The organism is Mesorhizobium sp. M4B.F.Ca.ET.203.01.1.1 (assembly GCF_004791025.1).
In the GTDB taxonomy this organism is placed as follows: domain Bacteria; phylum Pseudomonadota; class Alphaproteobacteria; order Rhizobiales; family Rhizobiaceae; genus Mesorhizobium; species Mesorhizobium abyssinicae.
Genome location: NZ_SRUO01000007.1, coordinates 14,024 through 36,400, shown reverse-complemented (window position 1 = coordinate 36,400; position 22,377 = coordinate 14,024). Strand labels below are relative to the sequence as shown.

The following is a 22,377-nucleotide window of genomic DNA, read 5'->3' as shown; positions in this document are numbered from 1 at the left end:
TGACAGAGACGTCTGAGTCGCTCTAGCAGAGCCTAGGTCTGCCGGAGTTGAACGCCAGGGCGTCCATGGTTCAGGAATTCGACCCCGCGAGTTTCCAGCACGCGCTGGACTGCCTGGACGTTCTGTGCTCGGCCGGCAATTGGCCCGGCGCCGGCAGCTTCCATGCTGCGGATCGTGTTGACATTGACGTTAGCAAGTTCAGCCACTTCCTTTTGTTCAACTCCGACCAGTGCGCGGGCGGCCTTGAGCTGATTTCCCGTAGTGAGCATCCGTCCCTCTCAAATTGGTGTTTCTAGTTACCATACCTAGAAACCCATTGACAACCTCTATGCCTGCTTCTAGGTTATCAAACATAGTAAATCAGTTCCGATAACCAGTACGGAGAGAATGTGATGCCGAACACAACTGTTCGGGCAACCGCCGAAGGTTTGCCCGCAATCAACCGCCGCAAGGCGCTCGCCTTCCTAACCGGTGGCATTGCTGCTGCCGCCGTGACGGCATCACCCGTTGTCGCTAATGAGCCGCAGGCCTCAACCGTTCAAAACGTTCTGTCAGCCTGCCATGCGGCGGAAAATCGCCTTTGCATCTGCGAGGCTCGCGAGGCCTCGATCGCCGAAGCTCTCGGGGATGCATTGTTCCCTGAATGGAAGACGCCTAGCGGCGTCGCTTCTCGTTGGTCACACGTCCCGATCATTTTCCGCACCTCAAAAGCCCTAGAAGCCGAAATCGAGAGCAGGCGGGAGCTGATTGAAAAGTCCTTTGGGGGTGGTCTCATGAACCGGCCCGCCTATGAGCGATGGATGCGCGACATGGAGGCGCAAGGCGCAGAGGGCTTGGCGTGGCTCCGAGGGCAGGAAGCCGTCATCGACGCAAGCGGGTATCACGACGCGTCTGACCAGACCGATCAAGCCTTCGCTGAAGCGCGCGCTGCCTTCCAGGCCGTGATGGAACTGCGCTGCCAGACCATCGAGGATGTTCGCGCCAAGGCTGCCTGCATCATCCGCGTCTATCACCGCCTCGGCGTTGAAATCGACGGTGACGACCTCGTCGCCTGCATGACGTCGCTGTGCGAGGAGGCGTGACCATGGGCGAGGTAGTTCAATTCTGCCTTCGGCCGGCGCCGGGCGCCAAGGACGAACTCGCCGAACTCTTGGTCTGGATCAAGCCCGCCAGCGACTGGTGGACTGGCCGCATGCAGATCGAGCTGGCCCATCATTTTCGTATGACCGCGGACTTTCGGCGCATACTCGTGGCGCACGCATTGGGCAAAGGAAGCCCGGAGGCCGCCGAAGCGAGCCGGCTCGCAGAGAAGGCCTTCCAAGCATGGCGGGTCGAATGCCTGAAACAGGTATTCATCCCCGCCGAAGCCGTTCGTCACCTTCGATGGAAACAGGACTGGTTGCGGCAGCATGGCGGCGGCACTCCTGAAACGGCGCTGGCAATCGCCCGCGACGAGGCGGCGCTGGTCGATCGCCTAGGAGCGGTCGCGCGACAGCAGGCGGGACGTGCACGCCGGAAGGCGGTGCGGGGATGAACGCGCCGGTCGCCTTTGGCAAGAATGTCCGCCGTGCCGTCGAAGACGAGATCGAGCGCCTGATAGCTCTGTTGGATCTGATGGAGCCCGACGCCGATCTGGAGCCGTGGCTTGCGGGCGGTATCGAAGTCGTCGGCACCGATGACCGCGAGCAAGACAACAGCGACATTGAAGAGGGCGGCGATTCGGAACGCAGCCTCGGTTGGCCGGAGCCGTGCAGCCAGGGTCGCGACGAATGGGAGCGGCAACGCATTCCGTACATCGCCGGCAGCGACAGTAACGACTAGAACGGGGCCAGAACGTCTTGCTACCATTTTGCTACCGAACTCGGTAGCACAGGCTGGCATAGGGCGGGACAGTTGAAGCCGGCGCGGGGCCGGAGCGTTGAAAACTAAGGACTGTGAGGGACTGGACGGGGTAGGCCGGGACGGCTGCAAGCGAATTTCAAGACCGGTGCCTTAAACCGCTCGGCCATCCCTCCATCGTGATTTTTCAATCACTTGGGTGCTTTCGTTGATCTCTGACGTTGCCCTTGGCGCGCCAAGGCACGAGATCATCATCCGCACCGCACTGCTCTAGTGCGGGGCGTAAAGACCTGTCAACCGCGCCAGGATCGAGTGGTTACATATTGCCGAACGGCAACAGCTTCCAACCATCGGTCTGGCCCCGATTGACAATGCGGCGCAGGGCTGGCCAATCTGTGGCGTGGCCATTTTGCCCCCGGGGTTAAGGGAACTATGAGAAAGACCTACGAAAAGCCGGTTCTGATCAAGCGCGAGAAGCTGTCGGTTGTGACGGCGCAGGTGGTCACGTCGACGGATTGATCGGCGCGCTCGGATCGGCGCCGGGGGATAGATCCCGGCGGACGTCCTCCTTCGCCTTTTTTGTTTAGATGCCGGCTCTCCAACCTCCGACGTCACACGAGTACTGTCGTGTGTAGCAGCCACACCGGTGTCCTGCCACAATCTCGCCCCCTTCCGACCACAATCGGTTAATACCGTGATAAACAATTCCTGCGCACAAGGGGATTGGGGATCCGGGTGTCGCTGGCAAGTGTCGAGTGGGTGCTTTGGCTCCGCTGACGTTCAGCTGGTGGCGAGACTGTAGGGGACATCATAAAATGCAGACTTCGGCGCGCCCGCGTCTTCGTCGCGCTCCCGCTCTTGCACTGTGCGCGCTGTCGGCGGTGCTGCTTGCGGCCTGCACATCGACACCGCAGCCGAAGGCGATGGTCGACAAGAGGCCGCGTTCCAAGGAATATTTCGCTGAGACCGAATATGGCGTGAAGGCGAGCCCGCGCGTTGCCTTCATGCGGCGCGGCGGCGGCCGCGACCAGCTCGGCAAGCCCTACCAGGTGCGCGGCAAATGGTATTATCCCAAGGAAGACAAGCGCTACCGCAAGGTCGGCCTGGCATCCTGGTATGGCGATGCCTTCCACGGCCGGCTGACCGCCAACGGCGAAGTCTACGACACGGCGCAACTGACGGCGGCGCATCCGACGATGCCGCTGCCGAGTTACGCCCGCGTCACCAACCTCGAAACCGGCAGTTCGGTCATCGTGCGCGTCAACGACCGTGGCCCGTACCATGAGGGCCGCATCATCGACGTCTCGCAGCGCGCCGCGCAGATGCTCGACTATGACAAGGTCGGCACCGCTAAGGTGAAGGTCGAATATGTCGGCCGCGCGCCGCTCGATGGCAATGACGACCAGTATCTGATGGCCTCCTACCATCCCGGCAACAGGCGGCCGGATCCGTCCGACGGCCTGCCGACCGGCGTGATGGTGGCGATGAACGGGCCGACGCCGGTCCTGGCGGCGGGCGCGACTGCCGCCGCCGTGCCGTTCCCCGGCCAGCTGACGGATTCCGGCCAGGCGCCGCAGGCCGAGCCGGCAATGTCTTCGCAAGCGCCCGGCGACGTGGCGCTGCCTGATTTCGGGCCGATCGTGCCGGAGCGGCCGGACATCAGCCTGCCGCCGAATTCGCCCTTTGCCATGGCGTCGCTTTCCTATGCCGATGAGCGCGTCGGCCGCGCCGATGTCTTCGCGGCTTTCGATGGCGCCGGTATGTCGCCCTCCGACATCCTGCAGTCCTGGAAGAGATCCAATTCGACGTCGCCGGATGTTACCGACTATGTCGCCGCCGGCTCCTTCGATGATGCCGCCGAGGCAAAGCGTGTGGCCTCGGCGCTCAAGCCCTTCGGCCGGACCGAAATCCAGCGGACCGAGCTCGACGGCAATGATTGGTACGCGGTCAACGTCTATCCGGACGGCCATGGCAGCGTCGATGATCTGCTGAAGGCCGCCTGGTCGCACGGCGCGCCGGACGCGCTCGTCGTGCGCGACTGATCTATTTCAACCGCACGGTTGATCCGCCGGAAAAAAGCCTGATAGCTTCACCGAAATTGCCAATACCGGCTAACAGGTCGAGCCTTTATGCAGTTGCGCCTTTTCCCGCCCCTCGCAGGGCTCTGCCTTTTGTTGCTTTCCCTGATTCCGGCCAATGCGCAGCTTTTCGAGACCAAGGCGGCGCAAGCCTTCATGATCGATGCCGACACCGGCACCGTGCTGTTCGCCAAGGATGCCGACAAGCCGATCCCGCCGGCCTCGATGGCCAAGCTGATGACGATGGAAGTGGTCTTCAACGCCATCAAGTCAGGTCGCACGACGCTCGATGACACATTCGTTGTCAGCGAGAACGCCTGGCGCACCGGCGGCGCGCCGTCGGGCACCTCGACCATGTTCGCCAAGCTCAAATCTGCGGTCCGCGTCGAGGACCTGATCCAGGGCGTGACGGTGCAGGCCGCCAATGACGGCTGCATCGTCCTGGCCGAAGGCATGGCCGGATCGGAAGCCAATTTCGCCGCGCAGATGACCGAGCGCGCGCGCCAGCTTGGCCTGCCGAAATCGACCTTCGTCAACTCGACCGGCTTGCCGGCCGACGGCCAGCAGACGACCGTTCGCGAGCTTGCGCAGCTGGCGCTGCATCTCTGGCGCGACTATCCCGATTTCTATCACTACTACGGCCAGGCCGATTTCACCTGGAACAAGATTACCCAGAGAAACCGCAACCCGCTGCTGGCCATGGGCATCGAGGCCGACGGCTTCGTCGCCGGCACGAGCGAGGCGGCGGGCTTCGGCATTGTCGGCACGGTCAGCCACAATGGCACGCGCGTCATCGCGGCGATGAGTGGGCTGGCGAGCGACCGCGAACGGTCGGAGGAAGCGCGCAAGCTGCTCGACTGGGGCGTCCGCTCGTTCCAGAAGACCGAGATCTTCGCCAAGGACGAGGTGGTCGGGGAAGCCCAGGTGTTCGGCGGCGCCAAATCCGGCGTGGCGCTGAAGGCGAAGGGACCGATCGATATCTTCCTGCCGATCGCCAACCGCGACAAGCTGACGGCGAAAATCGTCTATGACGGCCCGGTCTCGGCGCCGGTGGAGGAGGGGCAGCCGGTGGGCAAGCTGCGCGTCTGGATCGGCGACACGCTGAGCCAGGAGACGCCGCTCTTCGCCGCCGAAACGGTCGGTGTCGGCACGCTGCCGCAACGCGCGCTCGATGCCGCCAAGGAACTGGCCGTCGGCTGGCTGCGTTAGCTCGTGGACCTTTTCTCAGACGAGGGCTATGACAGCGTCGAGCACGGGCAGAGGCTTTTTCTGGTGGCGAGCGGATTTTTCATCACCTTCGAAGGCGGCGAAGGGGCAGGCAAGTCGACGCAGATCGAGCGGCTGGCAAAGCGGATGCGTGCCAAGAAATACGACGTCCTCGTCACCCGCGAGCCCGGCGGCTCGCCGGGCGCCGAGGCAGTTCGGCACGTGTTGCTTTCGGGCGCTGCCGAGCCCTTCGGCCCGAAGATGGAGGCGCTGCTGTTCGCCGCCGCGCGTTCCGACCATGTCGAGCAGGTCATCCGACCGGCAGTGGAGCGCGGATCGATCGTGCTTTGCGACCGCTTCATCGATTCCTCGCGTGTCTACCAGGGCGTCACCGGCGGTCTGGATCCGGCCTTCATGGAGACCCTGGAGGAGGTCGCCATCAACGGCATGGTGCCCGACATGACCCTGGTCTTCGACATCGATCCGGCCGAAGGCCTGCGGCGCGCCACCGCCCGCCGCGGCGCCAATGACGGTCCAGATCGTTTCGAGAAGGAAACGCTCGATATCCACCGCCGCAGGCGCGAGGCTTTCCTCGCCATCGCCGCCGCCGAGCCGGGGCGCTGCATCGTCGTCGACGCCTCCGCCGACCCTGACACGGTCGAAAACGTCGTCACCGCCGCCGTCTTCGCCGCGCTTGAGACGATGACGCCGGCCGAGCAGCGGCAGACAGCCCCGGCATGATCTTCGAACGCATCGCCCCAGAGCAGCACGACACGCTGGACGGCGTGCCGGAACCGTCCGAGACGGCTCGCCTCATCGGCCACGGTCAGGCGGCTTCCATGCTCGCCACTGCCTATCGCGCCGGCAAACTGCCGCATGCGCTTATCCTCGCCGGACCGGTCGGCATCGGCAAGGCGACGCTCGCCTTTCACCTCGCGCATCATCTCCTGAAGCACCCGGCATTCGAGCGGGCGCCGGACGTTATCGCCCAGCCGGACCCGGCCTCATCGCTGTTTCGGCAGATCGCCACCGGGGCGCATCCTTCGGTGCTGCACCTGACCCGGCCGGCGAACGACAAGACCAAGAGCTTCAAGACGGTCGTCACCGTGGACGAGATCCGCAGGGTCAGCCGCTTCCTGTCGATGACCTCGCATGACGGCAGCTACCGGGTCGTGATCGTCGACCCGGCCGACGACATGAATACCAATGCCGCCAACGCCTTGCTCAAGAATCTCGAAGAGCCGCCGGCGCGCACGCTGTTCATCCTCATCGTGCATGCCCCGGGCAGCCTTTTGCCGACGATCCGCTCGCGCTGCCAGATGGTGCGCCTGACGCCGCTCGGCGACGAGGAACTGATGACCGTTCTGCAAGGCATCGAGCCGCCACCACCCGAGGAGCCTGCGGCGCGCGCGGCACTTGCCGAGCGGGCAGGGGGCAGCGCCCGCAACGCGATCCTTCTGACGCAGTATGGCGGGCTGGAGATCGCCGCCGCGCTCGACGCCCTGGTTGCGGCGAGGAAGGGCGACGTCGCCGGCGCCCACCGGCTGGCCGAGGCGGTTGCCGGCCGCGACCAGGCGATCCAGTTCGACATCTTCAACCGACACGCGCTCGACCTGTTGTCCTCACGCGCCAGCGAGGCGGCACTCGCCGGCGATCTCGCGCGGGCCAAGGCGCTGTCCGAAGCTTGGCAGGAAGCCCAGAACGCTATATCTGAGACCGAGACCTACAATCTCGACAAGAAGCAGCACGCTCTGATCATGATCGACCGCCTGAATTCTGCGATGCGAATGTGATGGCCCGCTCGGGATGGCAATCGCCATGCCGATAGGATATCCACCCCCACAACTCACATTCAGACTTTCATGACGGTTCATTCATGTCACGCGACACATTCTACATCACGACCGCGATTTCCTACCCGAACGGCAAGCCGCATATCGGCCATGCCTACGAACTGATCGCCACCGACGCGCTCGCCCGCTTCCAGCGCCTTGACGGCAAGCAGGTCTTCTTCCTCACCGGCACCGACGAGCACGGCATCAAGATGCTGCAGACGGCGCGCAAGGATGGCCTCTCGCCGCGCGAACTTGCCGACCGCAACTCAGCCGAGTTCAGGCGCATGGCGGCGGTGCTCAACGCCTCCAATGATGATTTCATCCGCACCACCGAGGAGCGCCACTACGCGTCCTCGCAGGCGATCTGGAAGGCGATGGCCGCCAATGGCGATATCTACAAGGGCGGCTATGCCGGCTGGTATTCGGTGCGCGACGAGGCCTATTACGGCGAGGAGGAGACCGAGGTTCGCGCCGACAACGTCCGCTACGGGCCGCAGGGGACGCCGGTCGAATGGGTCGAGGAAGAGAGCTATTTCTTCCGGCTTTCGGCCTATCAGGACAAGCTCATAGCGCTTTACGAAAGCCAGCCCGACTTCATTGGGCCCGCAGAGCGGCGCAACGAGGTGATGAGCTTCGTCAAGTCGGGGCTGAAGGACCTGTCGGTCTCGCGCACCACTTTCGACTGGGGCGTGCCGGTGCCTGGCGATGAGAAGCACGTGATGTATGTGTGGGTCGACGCCTTGACGAACTACATCACCGGTCTCGGCTATCCCGATGAAAGCGATGATAAATGGAAGTTCTGGCCGGCGGATGCCCATATCATCGGCAAGGATATTGTGCGCTTCCATGCGGTCTATTGGCCGGCTTTCCTGATGTCGGCGGGAATCCCGCTGCCCAAGCGCGTCTTCGGCCACGGCTTCCTGTTCAACCGCGGCGAGAAGATGTCGAAATCGGTCGGCAACGTCATCGACCCGTTCACCATGGCCGAGCACTACGGCGTCGACCAGGTGCGCTATTTCTTCCTGCGCGAGGTGCCATTCGGCCAGGACGGCAACTACAGCCATGAAGCGATCGTCAACCGCACCAACGCCGATCTCGCCAACGGGCTCGGCAATCTGGCACAGCGCTCGCTGTCGATGATCGCCAAGAACTGCGGCGGCGTGGTGCCGACGCGCGGCGAACTGGCGGAGGCCGACACGGCGATCCTCGACCAGGCCGTGGAAGCTCTCACAGTGGCGCGCAGGGCGATGGCGGAGCAGGGCATCCACCTGGCGCTGGCGGCGATCTTCGGCGTGGTGGCGGAAGCCGATCGCTATTTCGCCTCCCAGGAGCCTTGGGCGCTGCGGAAAACCGATCCGACCCGCATGGAGACCGTGCTGTGGACGACGGCCGAGGTCGTGCGGCGGGTGACGGTGCTGTGCCAGCCCTTCATCCCGGGATCAGCGGCGAAGCTGCTCGATCTGCTGGCGGTGCCGGCGGACAGGCGCGGTTTCGAGCATGTCCACGCCGATCACGCGCTGGTGCCAGGCACGCCGCTGCCGGCGCCGGAGGGCGTTTTCCCGCGCTATGTCGAGCAGGATGCCAAAGCCTGATGCTCGTTGACAGCCATTGCCATCTCGACTTTCCGGACTTCGCCGAGGAGCGGGCGGCCATCGTCGCCCGCGCCCTGGCGGCCGGCATCGGTCGCATGGTGACGATCTCGACGCGCGTGAAGCGGTTTCAGCAAATCCTTGAAATTGCTGAAACTTTTAATGACGTCTATTGCTCGGTCGGCACCCATCCGCACAATGCGGCGGAAGAGCTCGACGTGACCGCCGACGAGCTCGTGCGGCTCTCCGCGCACCCCAAAGTGGTGGCGATCGGCGAGGCCGGGTTGGACTACTTCTACGACAAGGCGCCGCGCGATGCGCAGGCGCAAGGCTTGCGCACGCATATCGCAGCGGCGCGTCAGACCGGCCTGCCGCTGGTCATCCATTCGCGCGATGCCGACGACGATATGGCCGCAATCCTCGAGGACGAGACGGGGAAGGGCGCCTTCCCCTTCATTCTGCATTGTTTTTCGTCCGGGCGCAGGCTGGCCGAGGTCGGCGTGGCGCTAGGCGGCTATGTCTCGTTCTCCGGCATCCTGACTTTCAAGAACTCGGCCGAATTGCGTGCCATCGCAGCCAACGTGCCGCATGACCGGCTGCTGGTCGAGACCGATGCGCCTTATCTCGCGCCGATCCCGTTTCGCGGCAAGCGCAACGAGCCGGCCTATGTCGCCAACACCGCCAGGGTGCTGGCCGAGACGATTGGCGTCAGCGAGGCCGAGATCGCCGCTATCACCACGGACAATGTCTTCCGGCTGTTCCGGAAGATGCCACGCCCCGAAGCGCCGGGCGCCTGACAAATGAGCGATCGGCTGCGCCTCACCATTCTCGGCTGCGGCTCGTCGCCCGGCACACCGCGCATCACCGGCGACTGGGGCAATTGCGATCCCGCCAACCCCAGGAACCGGCGCATGCGCACGGCAGCACTGGTCGAGCGGATCGCGGCAAACGGTGCCCGCACGACCGTCGTCGTCGACACCGGACCGGACTTCCGCGAGCAGATGCTGCTGGCGTCGGTCAGGCGCATCGATGCGGTCGTTTACACGCATCCGCATGCCGACCATATCCACGGCATCGACGATCTGCGCGGCTATGTGCAGGAGCAGCGCCATCTGATCGACATCCATGCCGATCAGCCGACGATGCAGCGCCTGCGGCAGGCGTTCGCTTATTGTTTCGAGACGCCGCCCGGCAGCTCCTATCCGCCTATCGTCAGGCCGCATCTCATCGACCACGCCAGGCCGATCGTGATCGAGGGAGAGGGGGGTACCCTCACCCTTGAACCGCTGCCACAGACCCATGGCGACATCATTTCCCTCGGCTTCCGCGCCGGCGGGCTTGCCTATTGCCCTGACATCAGCGACTTCCCCGACGCCACGGCGGAACGGCTGCGCGATCTCGAGACGCTGGTCATCGACGCGTTGCAGTACAACACCCATCCGAGCCATCTGTCGCTTGGCCAGGCACTGGGCTGGATCAAGAGACTGGCTCCGAAAAACGCCGTGCTGACACACATGCATGTGCCGCTGGATTACGCCGTCGTGATGGCCGAGACGCCCGACAACGTGGTGCCGGCCTATGATGGGATGGTGATCGAAATTCCTTATGAGTCAGCGAGATAGGACGAGCTGTTCAGAAGCGCGTTCCGCTCTATGGCTCGATTGTGTTAACGTCGCGACTTTCAGAGGAGAAGGCATCATGGCAGCCTATCTGATTGCTGAGCACAAGATCGCGGATCCAGCGGCATACGAGGAATATCGCATAAAGGCCTTGGCTGCCGTCGATCGCTTCGGAGGCAAGTTGCTGTTGCGTGCTCGAAGCGTTGAGGCCCTTGCGGGCTCGTGGCAGCCGGACCGGCTCGTCGTGCTTGAGTTTGCCGATATGGCGTCTCTCAAGGCCATGCATGATTCACCTGACTACCAAGCCCTCATCGGAATCCGCAACGTTGCGGCCGCCAATGTGCTGCTTGCAATTGAAGCCGCTTAGATCCAGCCCCTCGGTCGCTGTGACGACGGCTGAGGGCACTGAGATCGGCAGCAATTTCCGCCTTTTGGCCAACGCATAAGTTCCATAATCTATCTTATGCGACTTAGAGATCGATGCAGACGGCATGCCCTCGCCACGTCTCGCCGCGCCCTCCAGATATGTCTGCGCGACAGATTAGAGCTCATCATCAAGGATCGGCGCCTGCCGCGGCGCCTGCCGCGCTGTCGCATCGAGCATGCAACTGATGATGATATTGCGCTGGCGATCGTATTGATGGTTTCGGCGGCGACTTCGGCCGTGCAGCGCGGTAGGCGATCCACGCGCGCTGCATCTGGCGACAGGCTTCGCGCAACTGCCGCGGCATTGCGACGACGGCGCCGTTCGTTGTAGCCATGCCCAGCGCTTGATTTTTGAGGAGACGGGAGCATGGACCGATACACCGGCGGCTGTCTGTGCGGGAGCGTTCGAATTGTGGCGTCGGGTGCCCCATACCGGGTCGGCGTCTGCCACTGTCTCGATTGCCGCAAGCATCACGGGGCGCTGTTTTACGCCGCTGCGGTGTTCCCTCAGGAGGCGGTGACGATCGACGGCGAAACACGCGACTACGCCGGGCGCTTCTTCTGTCCGCGCTGCGGCTCGTCTGTTTTCGCGCGCACCGCAGACGAGATCGAAGTGCATCTGGGGTCCCTGGACGCCCCGGACCAGCTGCTGCCGACCTACGAGCTGTGGACCGTCCGCCGCGAGTCCTGGCTGCCGCCGTTTCCGGTCAGGAAACGATACGACCGCGATCGTGACGCCAAGGATCGCCTCGAGGGGTAGATCGCAACCATCTGGGTGGTCGCGCCGGCGCCTCAGTCCGGAAGTCCGGCCTTGCGGAAGCCATCGACGAAATGCTCAAGCGTGGCAGTGTCGCGGAACGGCTCGGTCCACACCCAGTGGCTGGTCGTGAAATGCGGGTTGGCGACCAGAAACATTTCGACCTCGGCGCGCGCCTCCTCGAGCCGGCCGAGTTGGGCAAGGCTTGCCGCCAGGAAACGGCGAGAGCTTGTGCGATAGGTCTCCTCCCTGCGCAGCGTCTCGATGGCGGCTTCGTAGTCGCCGGCCGCGTATTGCGCCTGGCCGAGCGTCAGATAATACCAGCTTGCCGGAAACGGGTTCAGCCGGAACGCCTTGCGGATCTGCTCCAGGCCCTGCTCGACCTGCCCGGCCAAGGTCGTGATGTCGGACAGCGTCGCCCAGGCGTCGGCTTCGTTGGGGTCGAACTCGAACGCCTTGGCGAACTCCGTATCCGATTCAGGGAAGCGGCGCTCATAGGCCAGCAGGTTGGCGAGCACCCAGCGGCAGCCGGCATCGTTGGGATCGATCGCCACGGCCTTGCGAGCCAGTTCCAGGGCAACGCTACGGTTGGGCTCGATGGGTTCGCCCCAATGCACCCATCCCATCCAGTGGTTCATGGCAAGCCAGCGATAGGCCTCGGCGTAGTCCGGATCGAGCGCAACGGCGCGCGTCAGCATCAGATGCGCTTCCCGCGCCGTCTGCGGCGAATCGTCGATCAGCTTGCGCGCCCGCACGCAGAGATCGTAGGCCTCGAGATTTTTCGGCCGATTGCGCGGCAGCGGCGCGCGCAGCCGGCCGAGCAGCGCCTCGACGATCTTGGCCGTCACCTCGTCCTGGACGGCAAAGATATCTTCCAGGCTACGATCGAAGCGCTCCGCCCACAGATGCTCGCCGCTCAGCGCGTCGACCAGTTGCGCGTTGATGCGCACGCGCCCGGCGGCGCGTCTCGCGCTGCCCTCCAGCAGGTAGCGCACGCCAAGATCCTCGGCGATCCCGCGCACGTCCATCGCCCTGCCCTTGTAGGCAAAGACCGAGTTGCGGGCGATGACGAACAGGCCGGCATTGCGGGACAGGTCGGTTATCAGGTCTTCGGTCAGCCCGTCGGCGAAGGATTCCTGCTCGGGATCGCTGCTGAAAGCAACGAAGGGCAGCACGGCGATCGAGGGTTTGTCGGGCAGCGGCAAAGGCTTCCGCTTCGCGCCACCAAGCTGTTCGATGGCCCCAGTGAAGCGGTAACCGACGCGCGGAACGGTGGAGATCCACTCGCCGCCGTCGGCGGCCGGACCAAGCAGCTTGCGCAACTGCGCGATCTGGACGGTGAGATTGCCCTCCTCGACCGCCGTGCCCGGCCACGCCGCGTCCATCAACTCGGCCTTGCCCAGGATTTCACCGGGTCGTCCGACCAGTGCCGCAAGCAGCTTCAGCCCGCGGTAGCCGAGAGCAACGGGATCGTCGTCCCGAAGCAGCGTTCCCGCATCCGGATCAAGCACGAATGGACCAAAGGCAAAGCGCGATCCCTGCATAGGGCGCATCTATAGCCCGTTTGGAACTTTTGAGAACTATTTGGGAGGGCTTAATTACGCCTCCGTCCGCATCCTGCAGTATTCAACCTCTTTCAGGTCGAAGGCTCCCAACCGCATGGGGCCTCAAAACCATAGGAGGTTGCCATGAACGATACTCTTGCGACGATCCAGCATTGCGTAGTCAGGCCAGGGCGGCCGTTGCATCGCCAGACGACCCTGCGTGGCATGATCGCCACCTGGCGCGAGCGGGCGCGCTTTCGCTGGGACCTCAAGCGAATGGCGGAGACCAATCCGCATCTGATCGACGATATCGGCCTGACCAACAGGCAGGTCGAGGAAGAGATCGCCAAGCTGCCCTTCTGGCAGCGCTAGGGCGGATGCCGGTCGGATATCAGGCCGGATCGCCCTCGCCTCCTGGCGGCGGCGGTTCCGGTGCGAATGGCGCGGCGAATTCAAACTCGATCTTGGCGCCAAGGTAGCGAGCCACCGCGACCGCCAGCCGAGGATTGGGATTGCGGCTGAAGTAGAGTTTCATTTCGTGTCGCCCGTGATGCGCCGATGGATGCCGTCCAGGCTTTCGGCAAATGCTTCGAACATGTTATGGGCCGTGAGCTCGCGCAGAACCTGCTCGTTGATGCCGCCGCGCGTCGCATAGTCTTGCGCCAGATGTCTGAAATCCGCGTCGGGCGACGTCTCAGGAGCGGCGCCCAACGCCTTGAAAAGCGAGGCGATATAGTCGCGGGCTATCCCCTCCCCAACGCCGTGACGCGTGAGCCAGCTGTGGATGGTCTCAAGGTATTTGAAATAGCTGGCGTAGGTTGCGGTCGCGACGCTCAAGGCGTCGAACTCGCCGGCATCCGCGACCTCGATCACCTTCCCCAGCCTGCCGAACAATGCGCCGGCGCCTTGATCGGGCGGACAGATGATCGTCGCCCCCAGCCGGTGCGCGATCATCGGCATGGGAAGCGCCTTCGTCACGTGCCCGGCTGGCGCGGTCAAGCTCTCTATGTCCTTGAGGGACAAAGTGGCGATCAGGCTGATCAGGCGATGGTCGCGCCGGAAGCGCAACGCCGACAGCACGTCGTGCGCGATTTGCGGGCGGACCGCGAGCATGACCGTTTCGCTATTGTCGAGAACGGCCTGATTGTCGCTGGCGATGCGAACATCCGGGTAGCGGGAGGCAAGGCTCGCGGCGATGTCTTCGTTCCGGGGCGAAAGCAGAACGGAAACAGGGTTCCGCGAGGGACTTGAGCCCGGTGACGATAGCGGCCGTGAGCGCGCCTGTGCCGATGAAGCCGAGTTCCATGGGATGCCCCCAAAATTGGTTCCGCGATCATATCAGTCCAGATGGATCTGATAGCTCAGAACACGCGTCGCGGCTGGCGGGATCAGCATCACGCCCGGCTTTTCGGTGAATTCGCCGTCGAAATCGACGGGGCTGGCAAGACCATGCCAGGGCTCGATGCAAAGGAACGGCGCTCCGCCCGGCCTGGACCAGATGCCGAGCTCCCGAAACCCCTGCCAGGATATCTCAAGCGCCGGTCCGTGCCCGGCGGCGTAGCGCACATTGGCGCTGGCCGGCCGATCGATGATCACGGCGTCCTCCTCGAACAGGCTTTCGGAGAGCGCCAGTATCTTGCCTTTCACGGGCGTCGGCTGTGGCGTTGGCAGCAGCAGGCCGTCCTTGAGGCGGCGGATCGGAGCGCTTTCGTCATTGGCGAATGTAAGATGATAGGCTGTCTTGGGCAGATCAGGCAGAAGCGGCCAGTTGAACGCCGGATGCCCGCCGATCGATGCCGGCAGCGTCTCGCCGCCGGTGTTGGTGATCGTGAAGCTGACGTCGAGTTGCCGAAGCCGCAGGCTGTAGCTTATGGCCAGATGAAAGGCGAAGGGATATTGCTCGCGGGTCCCCGCATCGTCGGTCAGAAGCAACGTGCAGGACCGGGGCCCCTGCTCCGTCCATGCAAAGCGCCTGTCGCGGGCAAAGCCATGCTGCGTCATCGGATAGGATCGGCCGCGGTGCCGCAGTTGGTCGCCCTTCAGCCGGCCGACGATCGGGAACAGGACCGGGGAATGGCGCTTCCAGGCCGGACCGGCCTGCCACAGAAGCTCGGTTCCTTCACTGTCGCGCAGGGAGACCAGTTCGGCACCTTGCCTGACGATCGTCGCCGAGATGCCGTCACCGTGAAGCGTAAGGCTGTCCTGTTCCATGCGCCCTCGCTTAAGCAATTCCAGGAAAGTGTGTAACGGTTTTCCGTCCGGAATTGCGCAGAAACAAATGGTTAGAGCGGTTCGGCGATCCATGAAGCGCACCGCTCTGGTGTGACCGGCAGGCTAGCAAAAGGCCGCGCGTGAACTCAAGAGCAGCGGAGTGCACTGCAGTGGGCCAAGCGGCGACGAACGATGCACGGACCCGAGCGCCAGTTTGCCCTCAAAGAAATGGCCGGAGGTTGCCCTCCGGCCCCGGCAAGGTGAGACCTGTTGCCTGCTACGGTTCGGCCTACTCGCGCTCGCCGGTGAAGTTCAGCAACAGCTGGAAGATGTTGACGAAGTTCAAATAGAGCGAGAAGGCGCCGAAGACGGCGAGCTTCTGCTGCGATTCCGCGTCGAAATTCTCCGCATACTGCTCCTTGATCGTCTGCGTGTCCCAGGCGGTGAGGCCGATGAACACGGCGATACCGATCACCGAGATGGCGAACTGCAGCGCGGTCGAACCGAGGAACAGGTTGACGAGGCTGGCGATGACCACACCGATCAGGCCCATGATCAGGAACGACGAGAACTGCGTCAGGTCGCGCCTGGTCGTGTAGCCGTAGAGGCTGGTAGCGCCGAACATGGTGGCGGCGATGAAGAACGTGCGCGCGATGCTGGTGCCGGTGAAGACCAGGAACACCGAGGCCAGCGACAGGCCCATCACCGCACAGAAGGCCCAGAACATGGCCTGCGCGCTCGCCGCCGACATGGTCTGCATGCGGAACGAGAACAAAAGCACGAAGGCGAGCGGCGCCAGCATCACCACCCATTTCAAGGGGCTGGAGAAGATCGGCACGTAGAGCGCGGGCGTCGACGCCACGGCGAAGGCGATGGCGCCGGTGACGACCAGGCCAAGGCCCATATAGTTGTAGACGCGCAGCATGTGGCGGCGCAGGCCCTCGTCATAGAGGGCGCCCGTTTGGGCGCCGCTGCCCACGCGATATCCCAGGTTGGGGGTGTTCATGTTCAGTCTCCTTGGTTGATCTCAGTAAAGCGTGCGGGCCAGCGTTTCGGCGGCCCGGTCGAGGTCGCGCGCATCGCTTCGCGCGACGACGGCGTAGGCCACCTCGCCGATCTGGAAATAGGCCGAGGAAATGTCGCCCGAGGGCGCGAGGGCCGGCTTCACCACGTCGAAAGTCCCCGGCCTGATCGCGAACAGCGAGACCAGGCCGAGATCCTTGGTTTCGAGCGCCATCTCGACGCTTGGGCCGAAGCGCGACGGATAGATCTGCACATCGCGCACCTTCCATTCCCCGGGCAGCGACGGCATGACGATCGCGGTCGCGGCGCGGATCTCGCCTGGATTGTAGTTCGGCGCTTCCCGCTGGGAGGTCATCGCCTCGCGCACCAGCGTCGTCCGGTGCGCCCTCACCGCTTCCTCGACATAGGCGGGCGGCTGGGTGGAGGCGACGACCTTCGTCACCGCGACCGGTCCGAAAATGCCATTCGCCAGCCAGCCGGCCGCGATCAGGATCGCCGCCGCCGCGGCGCGCTGCAGCACCCCGAAGATGCGGTCGCGGCCAAGCCCGCGCTCCAGCCGTCGTGCCGCCTCGGTCGTTGCCGGCCGCGCCATTCCCTTGGCGGCGAGCGCCACACGCAGCTCGTCGCGCGTCCTGAGATCGGACATCACGCGCGCGGCGGCTTCCGGTCGGGTGGACAGGAACGCCTCGACCTCGATACGGCGGGCCACCTCCAGCTGGTCGTCGACATAGGCATCGAGATCAGCATCGGTCACGGGATCGAGCATTGCGTTCATCGCTCACCTCTCACGATCCGGAGATGGTTCCTGCCCGCGGGCGCCGCGTCTTCCATCTCGCGCAGCGCGGCGCGGGCCCGGCCGATGCGCGACATCAGTGTTCCCAGCGGCACGCCGCTGACCTCCGCCGCCTGGGCGTAGCTCAGCCCCTCGATGGCGACGAGATGCAGCGCCGAACGCTGCTCTTCCGGCAGCGATAAAAAGGCCGCCCGCACCTGCGCCAGACGGACGGAGTGGTCCTGTGGCGCTGGGGAGGTGCTGTCGGCAAGATATCCGGCCTGCTCGATGCGCGCGGCTTCCGACCGGCGCGAGCGGACACCGTCGATGAAAGCGTTGTGGACGATCGAGAGCAGCCAGGCGCGCAGGTTGCTGCCGGCGCGAAAGGTGCCGCGCCGCTCATAGGCGCGCACCAGCGCGTCATGCACTAGGTCCTCGGCCTCCGTGGTGTCGCGCGTCAGCGAGCGCGCGTAACGCCTGAGCGAACCCAGCTGTCCGACTATTTCGAAGCGTGGCATCGACCGTTTCATGCCCTGTTTACGGAGCAGGGCAAGGTTTTAATCCCCAACGGCGCATTATTTTGTCCCAGGCAGCAGCCGTTTCATCGCCCCGCGGGCCGCCCTGCCCGCCGTCTTCAGTTTGGCGCGGAGGAAAAGCGCTGGCGAAGCGGGGCCAATTTGCGTATCACTCCGCCGCCATTGGAGCCTTGCGATGTTCGAAACCCTGCAGCCCGCCCCCGCCGACAAGATCCTTGCCCTCATCGGCCTCTACCGCGCCGATCCGCGTCCGGGCAAAGTCGACCTTGGCGTCGGCGTCTACAAGGATCGCGACGGCAAGACGCCGGTGATGCGCGCCCTGCGCGAGGCCGAGAAGCGGCTGCTGCAGAGCCAGGACACCAAGACCTATCTCGGCCTTGCCGGCGACACCGGCTTCAATGCCGCCATGGCCAAGCTCACCTTCGGCGACAAGGCCGACCTTTCGCGCGTCCGTACCGCGCAGGCGCCGGGCGGTTCCGGCGCGCTGAGGCTGGTGGCCGAGTTGTTGAAGCGGACCCGCGCCGACGCCACTGTCTGGCTGTCCGACCCGACCTGGCCGAACCACATGCCGGTGATGCGCTCGGCCGGCCTGCAGATCCGCGACTACCCCTATTTCGACGCCGCTTCCGGCGCCGTGCGCTTCAAGGACATGCTGGCCGCGCTGCGGACGGCCGAGCGCGGCGACGTGGTGCTGCTGCATGGCTGCTGCCACAACCCGACCGGCGCCAATCTCGACGCCGCGCAATGGGCGGAAGTGGCGGACCTGGTCGTCGAGCGCGGCCTGCTGCCCTTTGTCGACATCGCCTATCAGGGCTTTGGCGAGGGCCTCGACGCCGATGCCGCGGGCCTGCGCCTGCTGGCCGCCAGGGTGCCGGAAATGCTCGTTGCGTCGAGTTGCTCGAAGAACTTCGCCGTTTACCGCGACCGCGTCGGCGCGGCGATGATCCTGGCCAGGGACGGCGCTGAGGCCGATGTGGCGATGAGCCAGATGCTGTCGGCGGCGCGTGCCATGTATTCGATGCCGCCGGACCATGGCGCTGCCGCGGTGCGCGTCGTGCTGGAAGACGACGGCCTACGCGCCGACTGGCAGGCGGAGCTTGAGGAGATGCGGTTGCGCATGCTGCGCCTGCGCGTCGCCTTCGCCGAGGCGCTGCGCCGGCAGTCCAATTCCGACCGCTTCGACTTCGTCGCCAGCCATCGCGGCATGTTCTCGCGCCTCGGCCTTTCGGAAGCGCAGGTCGAGCGGCTGCGCACCGAGCACGCCGTCTATATGGTCGGCGACAGCCGCATCAACGTGGCCGGCCTGCCCGAGGACGGGCTGGACGCGCTCGCCAAGGCGATTGTCTCGGTGCTCGACTGACGAGGTCCGCGCAGCTGTGGACAAACAGCGTTCGTCAGGCGACAGCATTGGTCGCCCGCCCGGCGTCGCGATAGGGTTTGCCGCATGAAGCCCTCCAAAGACATCGCACGGCTGATCGAGATCATGGCGGCGTTGCGCGCGCCGAAGACCGGTTGTCCCTGGGATATCGAGCAGAATTTCTCGACCATCGCGCCCTACACGATCGAGGAAGCCTACGAGGTGGCCGACGCCATCGCGCGCGGCGATGTCGACGATCTGCGCGAGGAGCTCGGCGACCTGCTGCTGCAGGTTGTCTACCACGCGCAAATGGCTGAAGAGGCTGACGAATTCGCCTTTGGCGATGTCGTCGAGGCCATCACCACCAAGATGATCCGCCGCCATCCGCATGTCTTCGGCGACGAGGAGGCGCGCAGCGCCGGCATGGCCAAGGGCATGTGGGACAAGATCAAGGCGGTGGAGAAGGCGGAGAAGCGAAGCGCGCGCCTGGCCCGAGGGCTCGACCCAGAAGACAACGGCAAAGGGTTCCTCGACAGCGTGCCGGTCGCCCTGCCCGGGTTGACCCGAGCGCTGAAGCTGCAGGAAAAAGCCGCTCGCGTCGGCTTCGACTGGAGCGAGGCGGCCCCCATTCTCGACAAGATCGAGGAGGAGATCGGCGAACTGCGCGAGGCTTTGGCCAAGGGCGACGCAGCACCGATCAAGGACGAGTTCGGCGACATGCTGTTTGCCATCGTCAATCTCGGCCGCCACCTCAAGCTCGATGCCGAGGCAGCACTCAGCGGCACCAATGAGAAATTCCGCACCCGCTTCCACTATGTCGAGCGGGCGCTGGAAGCCTCCGGCAACACGTTGGAAAAGGCCACGCTGGATGAGATGGAAGCGCTCTGGCAGCAGGCCAAGGGCGCGAAATAACCAGGCTTAACCGTTGTTCTTGCGGTGCAATCGGCTCTCGATCTCTTGCCGGGCGCTGTGCGTAGCATTGAGCGAAATGGTGACGCTGCCATCCTCATTGTCGACCCGCGAAACGACGTCGCCGTTGCGGTAGATCCAGTCGACAAGGCCAAACTGGGCCGGCGTCAGCGTCAGCGTCGTCGTTTCCAGCTCACCCGACATCCTGGTTTCGATAAGCGCCTTCAGCGCATCGATGCCCTCGCCGGTGACCGCCGAAATGGCGACCGGTGGCGCCTTGGTGGCGGCGCCATCGGCCAGCAACCGCTCCCGGTTGCCCTCGTCGAGCAGGTCGATCTTGTTCCAGACCTCGATTACGCGCTTGGCGTCACTGGCATCGACGCCAAGATCGGCAAGGATGCGCTCGACATCCTCGGCCTGCGCCGCCGTATCGGGGTCTGAGATGTCGCGCAGGTGGATGACGAGATCGGCTTCGACCACCTCTTCCAGCGTCGCCCGGAAGGCGGCAACAAGATGCGTCGGCAGGTCCGAGATGAAGCCGACCGTATCGGACAGGATGACCGGCGTGCCATGCGGCAGGCGCACGCGGCGCAGCGTCGGGTCGAGCGTGGCGAACAGCATGTCCTCGGCCAGCACCCCAGCTCCGGTCAGCTTGTTGAACAGCGTCGACTTGCCGGCATTGGTGTAGCCGACGATCGCCACCACCGGGAATGGCACCTTCTTGCGCTTGGCGCGGTGCAGGTCGCGGGTGCGGCGCACCGTCTCCAGCTCATGCTTGAGCTTGATGATCTTTTCCTGCAACTGCCGCCGGTCGGATTCGATCTGCGTTTCGCCGGGACCGCCGAGGAAGCCGGCGCCGCCGCGCTGGCGCTCGAGGTGGGTCCAGCTCCGCACAAGGCGGCCCTTCTGGTAGTTGAGATGCGCAAGCTCGACCTGCAGCGTGCCTTCCTTGGTGCGGGCGCGCTCGCCGAAAATCTCCAGGATCAGCCCGGTGCGGTCGAGCACCTTGGCGTTGAATTCCTTCTCGAGATTGCGTTGCTGCACCGGCGTCAGCGGATGGTCGACGATGACCAGTTCCGCGTGGCGCTCCTTCACGATATCGGCGAATTCCGCCACCTTGCCACTGCCGAGCAAGGTCGCCGGGCGCGGATCGGTGACGGTCACCACGGCCGTATGAACCGGATCGAGGTCGATGGCGCCGGCGAGGCCGACCGCTTCGTCGTGGCGGGCCTCGGCGGAGCGGGTCAGGCGCGGCCGGTTGGTTTCGTCCTCGCCGCGCGGCTGGCGGGCGAGCACGGGCACAATGACGACTGCCCGGGTCGGAGCTTTGTCTTCCGGCCTCAGCTGGTGCGCTGGTTTTCCGCGGACGCTGCGTTCCGCGTCTTTCTTACGTGCCAATCAGGCACCCTGGCTTTCCTCGCCATCGAACATCTGAACCGGCTGGCTCGGCATGATCGTGGAAATGGCGTGTTTGTAGACAAGCTGGGAATGCCCGTCACGCCGCAACAACACACAAAAATTGTCGAACGAGGTGACCACGCCGGTCAGCTTGACGCCGTTGATGAGGAAGATGGTGAGTGGATTTTTGCTTTTGCGAACTGAATTCAGGAACAGGTCCTGAAGGTTTTGCGATCGTTCCGCCATTGTTTTTGTCTTTCGCCGATCCCCTTCGGTTTGCAGCCAATGCGCCAATTTATCCGGCACATGTCAAGCGCGCAAACACCCTCTTGCCGTCAAATAACGACAAGCAGAACGAGATATTGATTTTCATTCCATCTGTGCGGTTATCAGGCCGGACTTTTTTCCGCAACGTCAAAAAATGCCTGACGCAACGAAAGTGTTACGGAACCGGGGTGGCCATTGGCCACCGGAGCGCCGTCGATTGCCACGATCGGCATGGCGATCGTCGTCGCGGAGCTGATGAAGGCCTCGCGCGCCGCCTTGGCCTCGGTGACCGAAAATTTGCGCTCTTCGATCTTCACGCCGAGCTTGGCGGCAACATCGAACAGCGTCGTACGGGTAATGCCGCGCAGGATCCCGTGCTCGGCCGGCCGCGTCACCAGAACGCCATCGCCGGTGACGATCCAGGCGTTGGAGGAGCCGCCCTCGGTGACCATGCCGTCGCCGTCGACGAACCAGGCTTCCTGGGCGTCGGCCTCCTTGGCCTTCTGCTTGGCCAGCACATTGGGCAGCAGCCCGGTGCTCTTGATGTCAACCCGATCCCAGCGGTTCTCCGGCACGGTGATGACCTTGATGCCGGTCTCGGCTCGCTTGATCGCGGCGGCAGGATCGGCCTTCCTGGCGGTCACCACCAGCGACGGCCTGGTGCCGGGCGCCGGAAAGACGAAGTCACGGCTGGCGACGCCGCGCGTCACCTGGACATAGACCAGGCCGTTGACGACGTGGTTGCGGCGCACCACCTCGCGCAGGATGAGAGGCAGCACGGCCTGCGTCACCGGCCAATCGATCGACAGTTCGCTCAGCGAGCGGTTCAGGCGGCCGAGATGGCGCGGCATGTCGACGATGAAGCCGCGCGCCACCTCGCAGACCTCATAGACGCCGTCGGCGAACTGATAGCCGCGATCCTCGATATGCACGGAAGCGTCGGCATGGGCGACATAGCGCCCGTTCACATAGGCAATGCGCGGCATGGATCACCCCTGGGGACTTTCGGTT

25 protein-coding genes and 1 pseudogene are annotated in these 22,377 nt (G+C 64.3%); 15 read left to right on the top strand and 11 right to left on the bottom strand.

Annotation, left to right across the window (positions count from 1 at the left end):
* Nucleotides 1–32 precede the first annotated feature (32 nt).
* Nucleotides 33–269: a helix-turn-helix transcriptional regulator gene (locus tag EN846_RS16830; protein ID WP_127311988.1), complete on the bottom strand. Its 237-nt coding sequence runs from the start codon at nt 267–269 to the stop codon at nt 33–35.
* 123 nt (nt 270–392) lie between these two features.
* Between EN846_RS16830 and EN846_RS16825 the strand changes: the two genes are divergently transcribed.
* From EN846_RS16825 to EN846_RS16770, 12 genes are all read left to right on the top strand, one after another.
* Nucleotides 393–1,082, top strand: coding sequence for a hypothetical protein (locus tag EN846_RS16825; RefSeq protein WP_127311987.1), 690 nt, complete (start codon nt 393–395; stop codon nt 1,080–1,082).
* 2 nt (nt 1,083–1,084) lie between these two features.
* Nucleotides 1,085–1,534: a hypothetical protein gene (locus EN846_RS16820; protein ID WP_127311986.1), complete on the top strand. Its 450-nt coding sequence runs from the start codon at nt 1,085–1,087 to the stop codon at nt 1,532–1,534.
* Nucleotides 1,531–1,821, top strand: coding sequence for a hypothetical protein (locus EN846_RS16815; protein WP_127311985.1), 291 nt, complete (start codon nt 1,531–1,533; stop codon nt 1,819–1,821). Before EN846_RS16820 ends, EN846_RS16815 begins: the two co-directional genes overlap by 4 nt.
* A gap of 833 nt (nt 1,822–2,654) precedes the next feature.
* On the top strand, nt 2,655–3,881 hold the full coding sequence (locus tag EN846_RS16810; RefSeq protein ID WP_127393820.1) for a septal ring lytic transglycosylase RlpA family protein: 1,227 nt from the start codon (nt 2,655–2,657) through the stop codon (nt 3,879–3,881).
* 87 nt (nt 3,882–3,968) lie between these two features.
* On the top strand, nt 3,969–5,126 hold the full coding sequence (locus EN846_RS16805) for a D-alanyl-D-alanine carboxypeptidase family protein (protein WP_127312082.1): 1,158 nt from the start codon (nt 3,969–3,971) through the stop codon (nt 5,124–5,126).
* Between the two features lie 63 nt (nt 5,127–5,189).
* Nucleotides 5,190–5,864 (top strand): dTMP kinase, encoded by a 675-nt coding sequence (tmk, locus tag EN846_RS16800; RefSeq protein ID WP_127312083.1) that lies wholly within the window; start codon nt 5,190–5,192, stop codon nt 5,862–5,864.
* Complete coding sequence (locus EN846_RS16795) at nt 5,861–6,916, top strand: DNA polymerase III subunit delta' (protein WP_128347066.1); 1,056 nt, start codon at nt 5,861–5,863, stop codon at nt 6,914–6,916. Before tmk ends, EN846_RS16795 begins: the two co-directional genes overlap by 4 nt.
* A gap of 83 nt (nt 6,917–6,999) precedes the next feature.
* Complete coding sequence (gene metG, locus EN846_RS16790; protein WP_127310508.1) at nt 7,000–8,550, top strand: methionine--tRNA ligase; 1,551 nt, start codon at nt 7,000–7,002, stop codon at nt 8,548–8,550.
* Nucleotides 8,550–9,344, top strand: coding sequence for a TatD family hydrolase (locus EN846_RS16785; RefSeq protein ID WP_127310507.1), 795 nt, complete (start codon nt 8,550–8,552; stop codon nt 9,342–9,344). The genes metG and EN846_RS16785 overlap by 1 nt, the downstream gene beginning before the upstream one ends.
* Before the next feature lie 3 nt (nt 9,345–9,347).
* A complete protein-coding gene (locus EN846_RS16780) occupies nt 9,348–10,169 on the top strand; it encodes an MBL fold metallo-hydrolase (protein WP_127392815.1) in 822 nt (273 codons plus the stop codon).
* A gap of 76 nt (nt 10,170–10,245) precedes the next feature.
* The gene (locus EN846_RS16775; protein WP_127310506.1) at nt 10,246–10,533 is read left to right on the top strand and encodes a DUF1330 domain-containing protein; all 288 of its coding nucleotides are present in this window, start codon (nt 10,246–10,248) and stop codon (nt 10,531–10,533) included.
* 426 nt (nt 10,534–10,959) lie between these two features.
* Nucleotides 10,960–11,352, top strand: a complete 393-nt coding sequence (locus EN846_RS16770) for a GFA family protein (protein WP_127392813.1) — start codon at nt 10,960–10,962, stop codon at nt 11,350–11,352.
* Nucleotides 11,353–11,384: 32 nt separating this feature from the next.
* On the opposite strand, the gene EN846_RS16765 is transcribed toward EN846_RS16770, so the two are convergent.
* Nucleotides 11,385–12,902: a winged helix-turn-helix domain-containing tetratricopeptide repeat protein gene (locus EN846_RS16765; protein WP_245493473.1), complete on the bottom strand. Its 1,518-nt coding sequence runs from the start codon at nt 12,900–12,902 to the stop codon at nt 11,385–11,387.
* A gap of 135 nt (nt 12,903–13,037) precedes the next feature.
* On the opposite strand from EN846_RS16765, the gene EN846_RS16760 reads away from it, so the two are divergent.
* Nucleotides 13,038–13,265: a DUF1127 domain-containing protein gene (locus EN846_RS16760; RefSeq protein WP_127284316.1), complete on the top strand. Its 228-nt coding sequence runs from the start codon at nt 13,038–13,040 to the stop codon at nt 13,263–13,265.
* 58 nt (nt 13,266–13,323) lie between these two features.
* Here the strand turns inward: EN846_RS16760 and EN846_RS16755 are convergent.
* The 6 genes and pseudogenes from EN846_RS16755 to EN846_RS16730 form a co-directional block, all read right to left on the bottom strand.
* A pseudogene (locus EN846_RS16755) lies at nt 13,324–13,428 on the bottom strand (glutathione S-transferase family protein); the annotation flags it as partial.
* Complete coding sequence (locus EN846_RS16750; RefSeq protein WP_245493474.1) at nt 13,425–14,090, bottom strand: F420-dependent NADP oxidoreductase; 666 nt, start codon at nt 14,088–14,090, stop codon at nt 13,425–13,427. The pseudogene EN846_RS16755 and the gene EN846_RS16750, both read right to left, overlap by 4 nt.
* Nucleotides 14,091–14,231: 141 nt before the next feature.
* Nucleotides 14,232–15,104, bottom strand: coding sequence for an aldose 1-epimerase family protein (locus EN846_RS16745; protein ID WP_127392810.1), 873 nt, complete (start codon nt 15,102–15,104; stop codon nt 14,232–14,234).
* Nucleotides 15,105–15,393: 289 nt separating this feature from the next.
* On the bottom strand, nt 15,394–16,110 hold the full coding sequence (locus EN846_RS16740) for a Bax inhibitor-1/YccA family protein (protein ID WP_127392809.1): 717 nt from the start codon (nt 16,108–16,110) through the stop codon (nt 15,394–15,396).
* 21 nt (nt 16,111–16,131) lie between these two features.
* The gene (locus tag EN846_RS16735) at nt 16,132–16,902 is read right to left on the bottom strand and encodes an anti-sigma factor (RefSeq protein WP_127392808.1); all 771 of its coding nucleotides are present in this window, start codon (nt 16,900–16,902) and stop codon (nt 16,132–16,134) included.
* Nucleotides 16,899–17,417, bottom strand: coding sequence for a sigma-70 family RNA polymerase sigma factor (locus EN846_RS16730; protein ID WP_187331313.1), 519 nt, complete (start codon nt 17,415–17,417; stop codon nt 16,899–16,901). The genes EN846_RS16735 and EN846_RS16730 overlap by 4 nt, the downstream gene beginning before the upstream one ends.
* A gap of 193 nt (nt 17,418–17,610) precedes the next feature.
* On the opposite strand from EN846_RS16730, the gene EN846_RS16725 reads away from it, so the two are divergent.
* Nucleotides 17,611–18,795 (top strand): amino acid aminotransferase, encoded by a 1,185-nt coding sequence (locus EN846_RS16725; protein ID WP_135858464.1) that lies wholly within the window; start codon nt 17,611–17,613, stop codon nt 18,793–18,795.
* Between the two features lie 84 nt (nt 18,796–18,879).
* Nucleotides 18,880–19,704: a nucleoside triphosphate pyrophosphohydrolase gene (mazG, locus tag EN846_RS16720; RefSeq protein ID WP_127394342.1), complete on the top strand. Its 825-nt coding sequence runs from the start codon at nt 18,880–18,882 to the stop codon at nt 19,702–19,704.
* A 6-nt stretch (nt 19,705–19,710) separates the two neighbouring features.
* Here mazG and hflX read toward each other — a convergent pair whose 3' ends face one another.
* From hflX to EN846_RS16705, 3 genes are all read right to left on the bottom strand, one after another.
* Complete coding sequence (hflX, locus tag EN846_RS16715) at nt 19,711–21,099, bottom strand: GTPase HflX (protein ID WP_135858467.1); 1,389 nt, start codon at nt 21,097–21,099, stop codon at nt 19,711–19,713.
* Nucleotides 21,100–21,345, bottom strand: a complete 246-nt coding sequence (hfq, locus tag EN846_RS16710; RefSeq protein ID WP_006202172.1) for an RNA chaperone Hfq — start codon at nt 21,343–21,345, stop codon at nt 21,100–21,102.
* Between the two features lie 143 nt (nt 21,346–21,488).
* On the bottom strand, nt 21,489–22,352 hold the full coding sequence (locus tag EN846_RS16705; protein ID WP_127286358.1) for a D-amino-acid transaminase: 864 nt from the start codon (nt 22,350–22,352) through the stop codon (nt 21,489–21,491).
* Nucleotides 22,353–22,377: the final 25 nt, after the last annotated feature.

Coding starts and splice junctions, on each gene's coding strand:
- EN846_RS16745 (WP_127392810.1), bottom strand. CDS start 15,104: ATGGAACAGGACAGCCTTACGCTTCACGGTGACGGCATCTCGGCGACG.
- EN846_RS16775 (WP_127310506.1), top strand. CDS start 10,246: ATGGCAGCCTATCTGATTGCTGAGCACAAGATCGCGGATCCAGCGGCA.
- EN846_RS16815 (WP_127311985.1), top strand. CDS start 1,531: ATGAACGCGCCGGTCGCCTTTGGCAAGAATGTCCGCCGTGCCGTCGAA.
- EN846_RS16740 (WP_127392809.1), bottom strand. CDS start 16,110: ATGAACACCCCCAACCTGGGATATCGCGTGGGCAGCGGCGCCCAAACG.
- EN846_RS16765 (WP_245493473.1), bottom strand. CDS start 12,902: ATGCGCCCTATGCAGGGATCGCGCTTTGCCTTTGGTCCATTCGTGCTT.
- EN846_RS16730 (WP_187331313.1), bottom strand. CDS start 17,417: ATGCCACGCTTCGAAATAGTCGGACAGCTGGGTTCGCTCAGGCGTTAC.
- EN846_RS16725 (WP_135858464.1), top strand. CDS start 17,611: ATGTTCGAAACCCTGCAGCCCGCCCCCGCCGACAAGATCCTTGCCCTC.
- EN846_RS16705 (WP_127286358.1), bottom strand. CDS start 22,352: ATGCCGCGCATTGCCTATGTGAACGGGCGCTATGTCGCCCATGCCGAC.
- EN846_RS16795 (WP_128347066.1), top strand. CDS start 5,861: ATGATCTTCGAACGCATCGCCCCAGAGCAGCACGACACGCTGGACGGC.
- EN846_RS16820 (WP_127311986.1), top strand. CDS start 1,085: ATGGGCGAGGTAGTTCAATTCTGCCTTCGGCCGGCGCCGGGCGCCAAG.
- EN846_RS16770 (WP_127392813.1), top strand. CDS start 10,960: ATGGACCGATACACCGGCGGCTGTCTGTGCGGGAGCGTTCGAATTGTG.
- EN846_RS16760 (WP_127284316.1), top strand. CDS start 13,038: ATGAACGATACTCTTGCGACGATCCAGCATTGCGTAGTCAGGCCAGGG.
- EN846_RS16785 (WP_127310507.1), top strand. CDS start 8,550: ATGCTCGTTGACAGCCATTGCCATCTCGACTTTCCGGACTTCGCCGAG.
- hfq (WP_006202172.1), bottom strand. CDS start 21,345: ATGGCGGAACGATCGCAAAACCTTCAGGACCTGTTCCTGAATTCAGTT.
- mazG (WP_127394342.1), top strand. CDS start 18,880: ATGAAGCCCTCCAAAGACATCGCACGGCTGATCGAGATCATGGCGGCG.
- EN846_RS16735 (WP_127392808.1), bottom strand. CDS start 16,902: ATGAACGCAATGCTCGATCCCGTGACCGATGCTGATCTCGATGCCTAT.
- EN846_RS16810 (WP_127393820.1), top strand. CDS start 2,655: ATGCAGACTTCGGCGCGCCCGCGTCTTCGTCGCGCTCCCGCTCTTGCA.
- EN846_RS16825 (WP_127311987.1), top strand. CDS start 393: ATGCCGAACACAACTGTTCGGGCAACCGCCGAAGGTTTGCCCGCAATC.
- EN846_RS16830 (WP_127311988.1), bottom strand. CDS start 269: ATGCTCACTACGGGAAATCAGCTCAAGGCCGCCCGCGCACTGGTCGGA.
- metG (WP_127310508.1), top strand. CDS start 7,000: ATGTCACGCGACACATTCTACATCACGACCGCGATTTCCTACCCGAAC.
- EN846_RS16805 (WP_127312082.1), top strand. CDS start 3,969: ATGCAGTTGCGCCTTTTCCCGCCCCTCGCAGGGCTCTGCCTTTTGTTG.
- EN846_RS16780 (WP_127392815.1), top strand. CDS start 9,348: ATGAGCGATCGGCTGCGCCTCACCATTCTCGGCTGCGGCTCGTCGCCC.